At 63.4% G+C, this 13,307-nt stretch carries 15 protein-coding genes; 10 read left to right on the forward strand and 5 right to left on the reverse strand.

Going from position 1 to position 13,307, the window contains the following annotated elements; translation table 11 throughout:
• Positions 1-72: 72 nt before the first annotated feature.
• A complete protein-coding gene (locus CIT40_RS17235) occupies positions 73-1,188 on the reverse strand; it encodes an alpha/beta fold hydrolase (RefSeq protein WP_094890307.1) in 1,116 nt (371 codons plus the stop codon).
• A gap of 16 nt (positions 1,189-1,204) precedes the next feature.
• Positions 1,205-1,843, reverse strand: coding sequence for a bifunctional nicotinamidase/pyrazinamidase (pncA, locus tag CIT40_RS17240; protein WP_094890308.1), 639 nt, complete (start codon positions 1,841-1,843; stop codon positions 1,205-1,207).
• A 259-nt stretch (positions 1,844-2,102) separates the two neighbouring features.
• Here pncA and glk point away from each other — a divergent pair, with 259 nt between their 5' ends.
• From glk to CIT40_RS17255, 3 genes are all read left to right on the forward strand, one after another.
• Positions 2,103-3,104 carry a glucokinase gene (gene glk / locus CIT40_RS17245; RefSeq protein ID WP_094890309.1) on the forward strand — a complete coding sequence of 334 codons (1,002 nt, stop codon included), beginning with the start codon at positions 2,103-2,105 and terminating at the stop codon, positions 3,102-3,104.
• A gap of 145 nt (positions 3,105-3,249) precedes the next feature.
• Positions 3,250-3,453 (forward strand): hypothetical protein, encoded by a 204-nt coding sequence (locus tag CIT40_RS17250; RefSeq protein ID WP_094890310.1) that lies wholly within the window; start codon positions 3,250-3,252, stop codon positions 3,451-3,453.
• 143 nt (positions 3,454-3,596) lie between these two features.
• Positions 3,597-3,752: a hypothetical protein gene (locus tag CIT40_RS17255; RefSeq protein WP_167443358.1), complete on the forward strand. Its 156-nt coding sequence runs from the start codon at positions 3,597-3,599 to the stop codon at positions 3,750-3,752.
• A 61-nt stretch (positions 3,753-3,813) separates the two neighbouring features.
• On the opposite strand, the gene CIT40_RS17260 is transcribed toward CIT40_RS17255, so the two are convergent.
• The gene (locus CIT40_RS17260) at positions 3,814-4,191 is read right to left on the reverse strand and encodes a response regulator (protein WP_094890312.1); all 378 of its coding nucleotides are present in this window, start codon (positions 4,189-4,191) and stop codon (positions 3,814-3,816) included.
• A gap of 112 nt (positions 4,192-4,303) precedes the next feature.
• Entirely contained in the window at positions 4,304-5,101 is a 798-nt protein-coding gene (locus CIT40_RS17265) for a Spy/CpxP family protein refolding chaperone (protein WP_094890321.1), read from the reverse strand.
• A gap of 471 nt (positions 5,102-5,572) precedes the next feature.
• Here CIT40_RS17265 and CIT40_RS17270 point away from each other — a divergent pair, with 471 nt between their 5' ends.
• The 6 genes from CIT40_RS17270 (at position 5,573) to CIT40_RS17295 (ending at position 11,715) form a co-directional block, all read left to right on the forward strand.
• Complete coding sequence (locus tag CIT40_RS17270; protein ID WP_094890313.1) at positions 5,573-6,913, forward strand: ABC transporter substrate-binding protein; 1,341 nt, start codon at positions 5,573-5,575, stop codon at positions 6,911-6,913.
• A gap of 130 nt (positions 6,914-7,043) precedes the next feature.
• Entirely contained in the window at positions 7,044-7,982 is a 939-nt protein-coding gene (locus tag CIT40_RS17275; protein WP_094890314.1) for a carbohydrate ABC transporter permease, read from the forward strand.
• Positions 7,982-8,893, forward strand: a complete 912-nt coding sequence (locus CIT40_RS17280; RefSeq protein WP_094890315.1) for a carbohydrate ABC transporter permease — start codon at positions 7,982-7,984, stop codon at positions 8,891-8,893. Before CIT40_RS17275 ends, CIT40_RS17280 begins: the two co-directional genes overlap by 1 nt.
• Before the next feature lie 20 nt (positions 8,894-8,913).
• On the forward strand, positions 8,914-10,014 hold the full coding sequence (locus CIT40_RS17285; RefSeq protein ID WP_094890316.1) for an ABC transporter ATP-binding protein: 1,101 nt from the start codon (positions 8,914-8,916) through the stop codon (positions 10,012-10,014).
• Between the two features lie 34 nt (positions 10,015-10,048).
• Positions 10,049-11,038: a hydroxyacid dehydrogenase gene (locus CIT40_RS17290; protein ID WP_094890317.1), complete on the forward strand. Its 990-nt coding sequence runs from the start codon at positions 10,049-10,051 to the stop codon at positions 11,036-11,038.
• 167 nt (positions 11,039-11,205) lie between these two features.
• Positions 11,206-11,715: a hypothetical protein gene (locus tag CIT40_RS17295; protein ID WP_162307536.1), complete on the forward strand. Its 510-nt coding sequence runs from the start codon at positions 11,206-11,208 to the stop codon at positions 11,713-11,715.
• Between the two features lie 61 nt (positions 11,716-11,776).
• Here CIT40_RS17295 and CIT40_RS17300 read toward each other — a convergent pair whose 3' ends face one another.
• Positions 11,777-12,274, reverse strand: coding sequence for a DUF1993 domain-containing protein (locus tag CIT40_RS17300; protein WP_094890323.1), 498 nt, complete (start codon positions 12,272-12,274; stop codon positions 11,777-11,779).
• A 126-nt stretch (positions 12,275-12,400) separates the two neighbouring features.
• Between CIT40_RS17300 and CIT40_RS17305 the strand changes: the two genes are divergently transcribed.
• Positions 12,401-13,180 (forward strand): transporter substrate-binding domain-containing protein, encoded by a 780-nt coding sequence (locus tag CIT40_RS17305; protein ID WP_094890318.1) that lies wholly within the window; start codon positions 12,401-12,403, stop codon positions 13,178-13,180.
• The last annotated feature ends 127 nt before the right edge of the window (positions 13,181-13,307 follow it).

Raw genomic sequence — 13,307 nt, forward strand, 5'->3', positions numbered from 1 at the left:
CCGCCCCGTGCAGGCCATCCGCCGTCATGCATAACGGGTTTGCAGGGCCGCCTGCCCAACGTCCTGGTGAGCTCAGGCGCTGCGGGCCAGCACGTCGGACAGATCGTCGCGCAGCCATTCGGCGATCCGCGGCCAGGCGTGGGCGTGGGTGCGCGCGCCCATGAACAGGCCGAGGTGATTGCTCGGCTCGGACGCCGCCGCAATGAAGGCCGGCGGCGTGCCGAGCAGAGCCGCGGTGGCGAGCGCCTGCGCAGCCGGCACGACCTCGTCGTCGAGCCCGGCCAGCAGGAAGACCGGCGCCTTGACGTCCTTCGGATCGACCGTGCGGCCTAGGGCAACGAAACTGCCGCCGGCGATCTGGTTCTCCCGGAAAATCCGGTGGACGATCTCCAGATAATATTTGCCCGGCAGATCGAGCGTCTCGGCGTTCCAGCGGTCGAAACGCGCGAGCAGCGCCGCGCCTTCCGTGTTTGACAAATCTATTTGCAACGCCGTTACGATGTCGTCGCGGTTCGGCGCCTTGGACCAGAAGTGGAGCATCTCCTCGCCGCGGACATTGCCGCCGCCGCGTGCGACGAGCTGGTCGTAGACCATCTCGGGCGCGTTGCGGGTGAGCCGGCACAACGAGGACTCAATCGACACATCCACGGGAGCGCCGACCAGCACCAGCCGCCGCACCTTGGCCGGAAAGCGCGCCGCATAAAGCAGCGACAGCCAGCCGCCCTGGCACAGGCCGACCAGATCGACCGGCGCGCCGATCTCGTCGATCGCGACGTTGAGATCGCCGAGATAGCTGTCGATCGAGAAATAGCGCATATCCGGCGTCGCCGACCGCCAGTCGGTGAGATAGACCCGGTCAATGCCGCCGGTCTGCAGCGACTGCACCACGCTGTGGCCGGGAGCAAAATCGGCGATCAGGGCCCGATGCAGCGCATAGGGTGCACAGACCAGCGCCGGCTGGCCGGACCGCGTCTGGGAGCAATCGCGCAGGCGCATGGTCGCCAGCTCGAGCGCCACGGTGCTCGGGGTCGTCCAGGACAGAGTGCTGTCGCCCTGCTCCGCCGGACCGCGCTCCAGCCACCAGAAGCAGCTGTCCATGGCAAGGCGCGCCGCCGCAAACGGCCACAGCAGCGGGTCGTCCGGGACGGGCCCCTGCGCACCGCTTGGTTTGCCGGCCTGCTTCACCATGGCTCTCGCACGATCGTCACAGGAACGCCTCCAGGCTCACGATGGAAATGCCGAGGTCCCGGAAACTCCGATGGGTCGCAGCGACCGAGCCGTCGAGATCGATGCCGCGGCAGGCGTCCTCGATGACGGCGACCTCGAATCCTGCCTTGCGGGCATCCTCCGCCGAGAAGCGGACGCAGAAGTCGAGCGCGAGGCCGGCGACGAACACGGTCTTCAACTCGCGTTCGCGCAGATATCCAAGCAGGCCCGTCGGCGTGCGCTTGTCGTTCTCGAACAGCGCCGAATAGGAATCGATGCCAGTGCGAAAGCCCTTGCGCACCACGAGGCTCGCCCTGACCACGTCGAGATCGCGATGGAACTCCGCACCCGAGGTACCCTGTACACAATGCGCCGGCCACAGCACCTGGGCGCCGTAGTCGAGCTCGATGGTCTGGAACGGCTGCCTGCCCGCATGATTCGGCGCGAACGAGACGTGGTCGCGCGGATGCCAGTCCTGGGTCAGCACCATATTGCCGAATTTTTGAGCTACCCGGTTGATGGCGGGGACCACCTTCTCGCCGCCGGGAACGGCGAGCGCGCCGCCGGTGCAGAAATCGTTCTGCACGTCGATCACAAGCAGCACGTCGCGGTCGGAAATCTGCATCGTCGGGCTCATTCGCTGTGCCCGGCGCGCCGGCACCGGACAAGTCTCCTTAGTGTCGGCCTTCCCGCGCGGCTTCGCAACCGCCAGCGCCGTGCGAAGCGCCGCGTGAATTGGTCACCGGACGGCCGCCAGGATGCAACGGTTTGGCGTCGTCTGTGTTGACTAGGCGCACCCAGGGGCGGATTCTCGCACTGTCCGCGACTGCGCGGCGCGGGTCGAAGACGTGGAGGACAGGGTTGCCGGGCCGCAAGGCGGCGGCAGCCGCGAAGTCATGAATATCGGCAAGTCAGGACAGATTCTTCTCGCCGATATCGGCGGCACCAATGCGCGCTTCGCGCTCAGTCAAACCGGATCGGGCCAAGGCGATCTTAGCAACGTCGATCAGGCCGGACCGATCGATTACGTGAAGGTTGCCGACTTCCCGACCGTCCGGGAAGCCATCGCGGACGTGCTGGCGCGCCGCTCCGGCGGCCAGCCGCCGCAACGAGCCGTGCTGGCCGTGGCGGGTCCCGTCACCAACAACCGCTGCGTCATGACCAACAGCCCCTGGGTCATCGACGGCAACGAGCTGCAGCCGGCTCTCGGCTTCGACAGCGTCCATGTGCTGAACGATTTCGAGGTGGTGGCCTGGTCGCTGCCCGCCTTGCAGCCCGCCGATCTGATCCCGCTCGGCGGAGGCGCTGGCCTGCCCGGCGAGCCGTTGCTGGTGGTCGGCCCCGGAACCGGCTTTGGCGTCTCCTGCCTGGTCGAGCGCCACGGCGCGCGGCTGGCCGTCGTGACCGAAGCCGGACACGCGACCCTTCCGGCGGAGAACGAGCGCGAGGAGCGTGTGATCGCGTGCTTGCGCCGGCGCCTCGGCCACGTTTCCATCGAGCTTGGCGCGCTCTCGGGTTCCGGGCTGCAAAACCTCTACGAAGCCCTGGCCGAAGTCGACGGCGCCCAGGTGCCGCATCGCGAGGCTGCCGGCATCACCAAGGCCGCGCTGGAGGGCAGTTGCTCCGTCAGCCGCGCGGCGCTGGAGATGTTTTGCGCCATCCTAGGCTCGGTCGCCGGCAATCTCGCGGTGACGTTCGGCGCGCGCGGCGGTGTCTATGTCGCCGGCGGAATCGCGCCGCGCTTTCCCGAGTTCCTTCTCGCCTCCGCGTTCCGGGCGCGCTTCGAGGCCAAGGGACGCTTTCAGGATTATCTGCGCAATATCCCGACCAGGCTCGTGATCAAGCCGGATGCGAGCTTCGTCGGCCTGAAGATGTTCGCCGACTCAAACCCGAATTGAAGTCGGGGTTGGCCTCGCCGCGCGCGGCTCCAGTCATGCACAGCTCATTGCGGCGCACGCGCGGTTCCAGGCATGAACGTGCTTGCCTGCGTGTTTCGGATGAGAAACAATCCTGCCGTGTGTGGCGTAGTTGCGGGGGCGTGACATGCGTAAGCAGGATCTTGGTTTCGACTATCATCGCTATCACCGCCTGCTGAGCGAGGCGGATGACGACGGCAAGCGGCTCGCCCTGATCGACCTTCTGATCGAGGAAAAGGCGCGAGACCGGCTGGCCGCCCAGCGGGCGTCGGACCGCGCGGCCATGACGGCCCATACCATCGCCACGGTGCTGAAGAACGGCCGCGACTGACGCTTGCGATCCGCCCCGCGGCGCCCGAAAACGGGATCCAATTCGGATTTCGTTAAGGATGCCTCGCAATCCGACGTCAAGTTTTTTGCGCTAGGGTTCCCTCTCACCTGATGCAATTCAGGGTCAACAAGGGGGCAATGAACATGAGCATGATTTCGATCGCCGCGATGCCGGCCGTCGTCGAAGCGCGTTTCGCCGATTCGTCCTTCAAGACCATTCTGCTGTACTGCTGCACGGGCCTGGTCGCCTCGTTCGGCCTGATGGCGTACGGCATCGACCTCGGCGCCGGCCTGATTTGAGACCGCGGCAAGACCCGTCGCCAAATGGCCGCCCCTGACGGGCGGCCATTTTCGTTATGGCTCAGCTGGGCGTTTGGACCGGTGCTCCCGGAAACATCGCATCGATCATCGCCTTGAGCTGATCCATTGCAATCGGTTTGCGCAGGATCGGCCGGCGCCGGAGCAAGGACGGCAGCAACTCCGGACCATAACCGGTGGCGAACAGAAACGGCTTTCCGCGACGTTCGATCAAATCGGCGACGGGATCGACATAGACACCCATGAGATTGATGTCGAGTATGGCCAGATCGTATTGCGCGGTCATGGCGAACGCGCTGGCGTCGCGGACATTGTCCGCCTCCGCAACGACATGGTGGCCGAGTTCCATCACCATGTCGGCCATCATCATCCGGATCAACGCCTCGTCTTCGACCAGGAAAACGGAGAGCTTGTCCGCCATAGATCAACCCCGCAATCTGCTTGCGAAGATAATCATACCTCAATTTCGGAAGGGATTCACGAATTCGTGGCGGGCGCCGTTAATGCACGCGTGCCCGATCCGATCAACGCGATCAATCCAATCCCCGCTCGTGGCTCAGCCGCACCATCTCCTGGATGAAGACCTGCTTCTGCTTGTCATCGAGGCTCGAAAAGAGCGGTTCGGCGGCGTCGGCGACATTGCGCTGATCGGCGGCGCGATCGATCAGGAACTGCGCCTCGTTGCGCATCTGCTCGATGATGTCGTCGGGCGGATCCCGCTTGGCGCGCGCAACCCGCAAGTTGAGCCGCTCTGCACCATTATGCCCAAGGTAGTGCATTGCGCTCGAGAAGCCGTACCAGTGCTTCTCCTGCTCGGCCGTGAGGTTCAGCTGGGTCTTGATCCGCTCGATGTAGGAATCGCTGTTGGCGACGATCTGTTCCGCGCTCTGCTGCGGCGCGCCGGGCTGGGTGAGGACCGTGACGTCCTTATTGTCCTTGCCTTGATTAGGTGCGTTCTTGGCCTCCTTGCTCGCCTTGGCGCCCTTGCCCGCTTTGGCGCCCTTTGCATCCTTGTCCTTCGCATCCTTCTCCTTGGCCGCGCCCTGCTGCTTGGCATCCTTGCTGCCATCCTTGGCGGCCGGGGCCTGATTGCCATTGTTGCCGACGCCGAGCACGCCGGTGAAGACGCCGACCACGCCGCCGATTGCACCGCCGAGCACGCCACCGACCGGACCTGCCGCCTTGTTTCCGGCCGCCGCGCCGTCCTGAACGCCTTTGACCAAGCCTTGCGCATGGGCCACCGCGGCCGCACCGAGCAGCAGCGTAAGCACGGCCCCCAGCGCGAGCCATCGCCGCAAGTGAAGCCGCGCTGACGGCGCCGGGTTGATCATTCTGGTCTCCATCGTCGATCTGACTGGCCTGTTGGGGCGAGGTCACCCGCCAACTGCAACTCTATCGTTTCGGCCGCTTCGCGGTCCAGACGCGGCCGAACGCTGTCCACGCCCGAAAACTCTTTCGCGCGAAGCGGTTATGCAGGCTTATTCGAAACTGCGGCGTAATTGCGCACGGATCGTACCAGGCCGGCCCATGCGACGTGTGCGTCGCAATAAACCAGCGATCGCAACTGACGAGCGGCACGGCGCTCCCGCGATCGAGCACACAACGTTAGTTCTATGCGTGAGCCCGTTCGGCTTTCTCGACAGACGCGATCAATCATGATCTGATCGCGCTACCAAATTGCTGCGGCCTGCGTGAATTGTTCACCAGGGCCGAAGGCGTCAACAAGAAAATCCAACAACAAGAAACTGGAAAAGAAGTCTCAGAGGAAACTCCAACAACAAACACCCAGGCGAGGAAACGAGATGTCACGCAAGAAACTGACGCGACGTCAATTTGTGGCTGCCACTGCAATGTCCTCCGCGGCGCTGATCTCAGCGCCCTACGTCCGCGGCGCCAATGCCGCCGGCAAGCTCTCGATCGGCTTCTGGGACCATTGGGTGCCAGGCGCCAACAAGGCCTCGACCGATCTGGTCAATGAATGGGCCGCCAAGGAGAAGGTCGAAGTCTCCATCGACTACATCCCAAGCCAAGGCAACAAGAACCTGCTGACCATCGCGGCCGAATCGCAGGCAAAGTCGGGTCACGATATTTTCGCAATGCCGACGTGGTGGGCCCATTCCAATGCCGAACAGTTGGAAGACGTCGCCGACATCATGGGACCGATCGTCGCGGAAAACGGCGAGGTGAACGGCACGGTCAAATATCTTGGCATGTCCGGGAACAAATGGCTCGGCGTTCCCGCATGCGTCGGCAGCCAGATCAAAGGCCCCTGCTCCCGCATCGATCTGATGAAGAAGCACGCCGGCATCGACGTGCAGGCGATGTATCCGGCCGGCTCTGAACCAAAAGCCGACGACTGGACGCTCGAGACATTCCTGAAAGCCGCCGAAGCCTGTCACAAGGCCGGCGTTCCCTTCGGCATCGGTCTCGGCGAGACCACCGACAACGTCGATACGGCGGGCGCGATCTTCCTTTCGTTCGGCGCCCAGCTTGTGGACGCCAAGGGCAATCTCACCGTCAAGACCGATGCGGTTCGTCAGGCGCTCGATTTCTACAAGAAGCTGATCGGCTTCCTGCCGCCCGACGTCGCGGCCTGGGACGACGCATCCAACAATAAATGGCTGGTCTCCGGCAGGGGTGCGATGATCATGAATCCGCCCAGCGCCTGGGCCGTCGCCAAGCGCGACGCGCCGCAGGTTGCGGAGCAATGCTGGACGCACGGATTCCCGAAAGGGCCGAAGGGGCGCTTTGCACCCTACCTGCCGTATTTCTGGAGCATCTGGAACTTCTCCAAGAACAAGGAGGCCGCGAAGAGCCTCCTCGTCGCATTGTCGAAGCCGGCATCCATCGAAAAGATGGTCAACGCCAGCGGAGGCTACGATTTGCCGGCATATGAGAAGCTCACGACGCTGAAAGTCTGGCAGGAGGAAGGTCCCCCGAAAGGGACGCTCTTCCACTATCCGAATCCCTACAAGCATCAGACGCTGTCGATCGCAGCCTCTCCCGCGCCACCGAAGATCGCCCAGCAGATCTACGCGCAGGCTACACTCACCAAGATGTGCCTGCGGTACCATCAGGGCGAAGCGATGGAAAAGACGCTCGCCTGGGCCGAAGGCGAATGCGAAGGCTTCATGCGCAGCTAAGCCGGACGGGCTCGCCGCGACAGCGTTAGGCCGCTTGCGGCGAGCCCCCCGTCTCGCTCACTTGGCGAGAGTCGAAAGCTTCGGCTCTCGAACCTTCGGTTTATCGATCGAACGCACGAGGTAATGCATCATGGCGGATGTCGCATTGCAGCCGGACACGGTTGGCACAGCGCAGCCGGCGCGGAAACGCTCTGGCCTGCAAAAGGCGCTCAAACGCAAATCCACCGCGGCGTTCCTGATGACGCTGCCGCTGATCGTTCTGATTGCGCTTCTGGTGCTTTATCCCGCCGTGTACTCGCTGCATCTGGCGACGCTCAACAAGTCGATGCAGCGATTTGTCGGCCTCGGCAATTTCGAGTTCCTGTTCAAGCGCGACACGTTCTGGCTGGTGGTCAAGCAATCCTGCATCTTCGCCATCACCGCCGTCTTGTTCAAAGCGCTGATCGGATTCATCGTCGCCCATTTCGTCCATAACATTCCGGCCAAAGGCCAGCGCAAATGGCGCGGCATGCTGCTGGTGCCCTGGGTCATCCCGCCCGCGATGAGCACGCTCGCATGGCTGTGGCTGTTCGATCCCTCTTACAGCGCGTTCAACTACACACTGTCGTTTTTCGGGATTGGGCCGATCCCGTGGACGGGCGATGCCGACTGGGCGCGCTTTTCCGTGATCTTGGTCAATGTCTGGTACGGCGCGCCGTTCTTCATGATCATGTATCTGGCTTCACTGAAATCGGTGCCCGAGCAGCTCTATGAAGCCGCGGCGATCGACGGAGCCAATTGGTGGCAGCGCATCTGGTACGTCACGCTGCCGATGATGCGCAACATCATCGCGATCACGACGCTGTTCTCGCTGATCGTGACCTTCGCCAATTTCGACATCGTGAGAATCTTGACCGCCGGTGGGCCTCTCGACCACACCCATATCTTTGCGACCTGGGCCTTCCGGATCGGCATCGAAGGAAGCGATATTCCGCTTGGCGCAAGCGTCTCCCTGTTCATGGTGCCGATCCTGGCGGTCGCAGCGATATTCATCCTGCGGGACGTCAACAAGCGCGGGAATGAAGCCTGATGAGCTCAGTCACGATAGACAAGGCCGCGCCGACGCGCAGCGTCAAGTTGGGAAGCATGAGCCGCGACCGCAAATGGGCGCTGCGATGGTCGTACTTCTTTCTGACGCTGTTTGCGATCTTCTCGCTGCTGCCGCCCATTTACATGCTGATCACCTCTCTCAAGAGCAGCGCCGAAATTTCGGCGGCGACCAATCCATGGTGGGTCTTCCACCCCACTCTCGAGAATTACGTCGGCCTGCTGACCTCGAACCAGTTCCTGCGGTTCTTCTTGAATTCCGCGCTGGTTTCGATTTTCGTGGTCACCATCACGATGTTGATCAGCGTGCCCGCGGCATTTGCCCTCGCGCGGATGCGGTTCTGGGGGTCGGCCACGCTGGCGACCGGCGTGTTCCTGACCTACCTGATTCCGGACAGCCTGTTGTTCATTCCGCTGTTCAAGGTGTTCGCACAGTTCGGCGACTGGACCGGCATCCAGCTCATCAACCGCTGGTACGTGCTGCTCTTCATCTATCCGACGCTGACGGTCCCGTTCTGCACCTGGATCATGATCGGATACTTCGCATCGATCCCCAAGGAGCTCGACGAGGCCGCGATCATCGATGGGGCGTCCTGGTTCCAAACGCTCACCCGGATCTTCATTCCGGTGGCGCTGCCGGGTCTGATCGCCGCGACCATCTTCGCCTTCACCGTGTCCTGGGCGCAATTCCTCTATCCGCTCGTGTTCACGACCTCCACGGACCAACTCGTGCTGCCGGTCGGCATCATCACGACGCTGATCAAGGGCGACGTCTTCAACTGGGGACAGATCATGACCGGCGCGCTGCTCGGCGCCGCGCCGCCGCTGATCATCTACGCCTTCCTGATGGACTACTACATTGCCGGCCTGACCGCCGGTGCGACAAAGGGTTGATGACCAGGAGCTGAAGTTCGATGGCTGACGTTGCTTTGCGGAAAGTGGTTAAGCGTTACGACGACGTCGAAGCCGTGCGCGGCATCGACCTGGATATCGCCGACCACGAGTTCATCGTGCTGGTCGGCCCCTCCGGCTGCGGCAAGTCGACGACGCTGCGGATGATCGCAGGCCTCGAGGACATCAGCGACGGCGACATCATGATCGGCGGCGACGTCGTCAACGACGTGCCGCCGAAGGACCGCGACATCGCGATGGTGTTCCAGAACTACGCGCTCTATCCGCACATGACGGTCGCCGAGAACATGTCGTTCGGGCTCCGTCTCAAGCACTACCCGAAGGCCGAGATCAAGGCGCGGGTGACGGAAGCCGCCCGGCTGCTCGACATCACCGACCTGATCGACCGCAAGCCAAAACAGCTCTCCGGTGGCCAGCGCCAGCGCGTCGCGATGGGCCGGGCCATCGTGCGCAATCCGAAAGTCTTCTTGTTCGACGAGCCGCTGTCCAATCTCGACGCCAAGCTGCGCGTGCAGATGCGGATCGAGATCAAGAAGGTGCACCAGAAGGTGCGCACCACCACGGTCTACGTCACCCACGACCAGGTCGAGGCGATGACCTTGGCCGACCGCGTCGTGGTGATGAACAAGGGAAAGATCGAGCAGATCGGCACGCCGAACGAGCTCTACCACAGGCCGGCGACCCGCTTCGTCGCAGGCTTCATCGGCTCGCCCGCGATGAACTTCCTGCCGTGCCGGCTGGAAGACGTCGGTGGCACTCTTCAGGTCCGCCTCACCGACCGTATCGCCTTTGCGCTGCCGCCGGCCCGCGCGGCGCGTTACAATTCGCTGCCGCGCACCGACAAGCTGCTGCTTGGCCTCCGACCCGAGCATCTCACCGAGGCGCACGCGCATCTCGGACCAGGCGTCGAGACCTTCGACACCGTGCTCGACGTCACCGAGCCGATGGGCATGGAGACGCTGGTCTATTTCGCGCTCGATGGCACGCCGGTCTGTGGCCGCGTCGATCCCAATGCCGGCGCCAAGGACGGGGCACCCATGCGTTTGGCGATGGACCTCAACAACATGCACCTGCTAAACGAGGCGACCGGCGCCGTGTTGTGACGCCGGATCGAGAAACTCGCGCAGGCAGGGGACGATGGCGACCAACAAGAAGAAGATTTTCGTTACACAAACTTTGTCGCAAGGCGCACGCGCCCTCCTCACCCAGCGGGACGATATCGAGCTCGTCGAGTTTCCGAACCTGATCTCGGCGAAGGACTTCGAAGCGTTGCTGAAGAGCCATGCGCCGGTTCACGGCGTGGCGCTCGGCGCGACCGCCTTCGGCGAGACCGAACTCGAGGCGTCCAAGGACATAAAGGTCGTCACCCGCATCGGTGTCGGCTACGACGCCGTCGACGTGCCCGCTCTGTCCCGCCGCAAGGTGCCACTGATGGTCGCGGGCAGCGCCAACTCGCCTTCGGTCGCCGAGCAGGCGCTGTTCATGATGCTGACGCTGGCCAAGCGCGCGCAAGAGTTGCACGCCTGCGTCAAGGACGGCAAATGGGCCGACCGGCTCGGCATGCTGCCGTTCGATCTCTACGGCAAGACCGTGCTGATCATCGGCTTCGGCCGCATCGGGACCCGTACCGCCAAGCGGTGCCTGGCGATGGAAATGACCGTGCAGGTCTACGATCCCTACAAGCCAGCCGCCGAGATCAAGGCCGCCGGCTGCGAACCCGTCGCCGACCTCGACGCCGCGCTGCCTCACGCCGATTTCGTCACCATCCACTGCCCTAAGACGCCGGAGACCGTCGGCCTGTTCGATGCTGACAGGATCGGCCGGATGAAGCCGAAGTCCTATCTCATCAACACCGCGCGCGGCGGCATCGTGAAGGAAGCCGCGCTCCACGACGCCCTGGTCTCCGGCAAGCTCGCCGGCGCCGGCATCGACGTGTTCGAGGTGGAGCCGCCGCCGGTCAGCAACGCGCTGTTCGCGCTGCCGAACGTTATCATCGCCCCGCACGTCGCCGGCGTCACGGTCGAGGCGGTCTTACGCATGAGCGAGCAGACCGCGCGTAATATCCTGAGCGTGCTGGACGGCGATCCAATCCGGCAGAACATCGTCAATCAGGACGTGCTCGGCTGAACGAGCCGAAGGCGGGCGGATCCTATGCCCGCCTTCGGACGGCCAGAATGCGTCCCATTTTGGTGCAGATCGAGCCCCAACTCAGCCTTAATCAAACGCGCGTAATAAGCCCAGCCGCGGCGGCAGTGGGACAGACTGGCCGGCCGCGTCGAGCTGGAGGATGGACCTTGTCAGAGATCGACCCGACCGACCACGCGCTGGCGACCATCGCCAGCATCCTGGAGCGCCCCGAGCCCGTTCTGGTCATTCGCAAGACCGAAACCGAGATCGTGGTGGCTGGAGAGCGCGAGCACGTTGACGCCGACGAGCATCAGGTCGTGGACGAGTATGCGGCGCTCGAAGAACATTCGGCTCTCGACGATCATCCAGTCGTCGAGGAACAACCGCTGGTGCCGGAGCACACCGATGCCGATGGCTACAGCAAGGTCGGGCCCGGCCCCATGGTGGCGATCCGCCTGAAATGGGCGGTCCATCGCGGCGATGACGGCCAGTATTACGTCCACGAGACCATCGGCGAACAATCCGTGCCCGTGGTCAGCGGCCCCATGACGAGCGAGGCCGCGGTGCATTTCGTCGACGTCCAGGAGGACGAGGCGAACAGGCGCTTCGAGCAGCTGCGCAGCGAGATCGCCGGCCGCAGCTCGCTCGCCGATTACGAGCGCAAGGGCGAAGCCTGAGGCCAAAGGTCGAAATTCTACGCCTCTCCCCGCTGGGGAGAGGTGCAATCACGCCTCGCAACTACTTCCTTCCCAGATAATCCTTCTTCACGAGCTCGACGCCTGCGTGCCGCAGCAGGTCGTAGGCGGTCGTGACGTGAAAGAAGAACTGCGGGACACTGAACGTCAGCAGCAGCGTTCGCCCGGTGAAGGGCAGCTCGGTCCCGTTCTTCAGCCTGAAGAAGACGTTCCGCTCCGCCGCCGCATCGATCTCCGCGCGCGGCAGGCTTTCGATGAACTCGATCGAGGTTGCGATCCGCGCCTGCAGCCCGGCCATGTCGTGCTCCAGCGCCGGCAGCGCCACCGGCTCGCGCTCCGCCAGCAAGGCCGGGGCGACCACGGCATGCCGGCAGGCCTCGCCGACCTGTTGCGCCAGATCGTACATGTTCGGGGCCAGCCGCATACCGAGCAGAATTGCCGGATTGAACTTGCGGGTCTCCGCATAGGCCACGCCCTTGTCGAGCAGCCCCGACAGGTTGCGCAAATGCGGAATGAAGAGGCCGACAGAGGCTTCGTACATCGAGATCGTCACGTCGAAATTCCCTTCAATTCCATCTCGCCAGCGCCTGGCATCTGGTCTAAATCCACCGCTCAAGAGCTGCACAATGCCAGCTCGCGCAGGGGTGGAGAAGAGATGATCGTTCGAATGGCTGCTCGAATCCTGGCGGCTTTGGCCGTGGCGTTGCTGGCGAATCTTTCAGCTCATGCGCAGCAGGCGCCCTCGCGCCTCGACGAGATCGTCAAGCGCGGTACGCTGCGCGTCGGCATGACCGGCGACTACAAGCCCTTCACCTATCTGGACAAGGCGACGCAGAAATTCACCGGTTTCGACGTCGACATGGCGGAGGCACTCGGCAAGGCGCTCGGCGTCAAGGTCGAGTTCGTGCCGACGGCCTGGCCGAAGCTGATGAAGGATTTCGAGGCCGACCAGTTCGATATCGCGATGGGCGGCGTCTCGGTCACGCTCGACCGGCAGAAGAAGGGCCTGTTCTCGACGCCGATCATGCGCGAGGGCAAGACGCCGATCACGCGCTGCGCCGACGTCGGCAAGTACCAGACGCTTCCCGACATCGACAAGAAAGGCACCCGCGTGATCGTCAATCCCGGCGGCACCAATGAGCGCTTTGCGCGCGCCAACATCAAGGACGCCGACATCACCGTGTTCCCCGACAACACCGTGATCTTCGACGAGATCGCCAAGGGCAATGCCGACCTGATGATGACGGACGCCTCCGAGACCCGCTACCAGCAAAGGCAGCATGCCGGCGTGCTCTGCGCGGTACATCCCGAAAAGCCGTTCGACTTCTCCGAGAAGGCCTACTGGCTTCAGCGCGACATGGCGCTGAAGGCCTTCGTCGACCAATGGCTGCATATTTCCATCGAAGACGGCGGCTACAAGAAGATCTACGCCGCCTGGTTCGACTAGAGCGCTTTCGCGCGAATTCGGCGCCCTCAGAAGCTGGACGCGGCGCCGATCACGCTGGAACGGCGCTTCAGGCCGCGTCCTCCTGTCGCGTGTCCCCGGCCAAACTTTGGACCGGCCCCGGGTGTAT

This window comes from Bradyrhizobium amphicarpaeae (assembly GCF_002266435.3).
GTDB lineage: Bacteria > Pseudomonadota > Alphaproteobacteria > Rhizobiales > Xanthobacteraceae > Bradyrhizobium > Bradyrhizobium amphicarpaeae.

Bases quoted from the DNA above. Each gene is read 5' to 3' on its own strand.
- CIT40_RS17235 (WP_094890307.1), bottom strand. From the start codon at position 1,188: ATGGTGAAGCAGGCCGGCAAACCAAGCGGTGCGCAGGGGCCCGTCCCG.
- pncA (WP_094890308.1), bottom strand. From the start codon at position 1,843: ATGAGCCCGACGATGCAGATTTCCGACCGCGACGTGCTGCTTGTGATC.
- glk (WP_094890309.1), top strand. From the start codon at position 2,103: ATGAATATCGGCAAGTCAGGACAGATTCTTCTCGCCGATATCGGCGGC.
- CIT40_RS17250 (WP_094890310.1), top strand. From the start codon at position 3,250: ATGCGTAAGCAGGATCTTGGTTTCGACTATCATCGCTATCACCGCCTG.
- CIT40_RS17255 (WP_167443358.1), top strand. From the start codon at position 3,597: ATGAGCATGATTTCGATCGCCGCGATGCCGGCCGTCGTCGAAGCGCGT.
- CIT40_RS17260 (WP_094890312.1), bottom strand. From the start codon at position 4,191: ATGGCGGACAAGCTCTCCGTTTTCCTGGTCGAAGACGAGGCGTTGATC.
- CIT40_RS17265 (WP_094890321.1), bottom strand. From the start codon at position 5,101: ATGATCAACCCGGCGCCGTCAGCGCGGCTTCACTTGCGGCGATGGCTC.
- CIT40_RS17270 (WP_094890313.1), top strand. From the start codon at position 5,573: ATGTCACGCAAGAAACTGACGCGACGTCAATTTGTGGCTGCCACTGCA.
- CIT40_RS17275 (WP_094890314.1), top strand. From the start codon at position 7,044: ATGGCGGATGTCGCATTGCAGCCGGACACGGTTGGCACAGCGCAGCCG.
- CIT40_RS17280 (WP_094890315.1), top strand. From the start codon at position 7,982: ATGAGCTCAGTCACGATAGACAAGGCCGCGCCGACGCGCAGCGTCAAG.
- CIT40_RS17285 (WP_094890316.1), top strand. From the start codon at position 8,914: ATGGCTGACGTTGCTTTGCGGAAAGTGGTTAAGCGTTACGACGACGTC.
- CIT40_RS17290 (WP_094890317.1), top strand. From the start codon at position 10,049: ATGGCGACCAACAAGAAGAAGATTTTCGTTACACAAACTTTGTCGCAA.
- CIT40_RS17300 (WP_094890323.1), bottom strand. From the start codon at position 12,274: ATGTACGAAGCCTCTGTCGGCCTCTTCATTCCGCATTTGCGCAACCTG.
- CIT40_RS17305 (WP_094890318.1), top strand. From the start codon at position 12,401: ATGGCTGCTCGAATCCTGGCGGCTTTGGCCGTGGCGTTGCTGGCGAAT.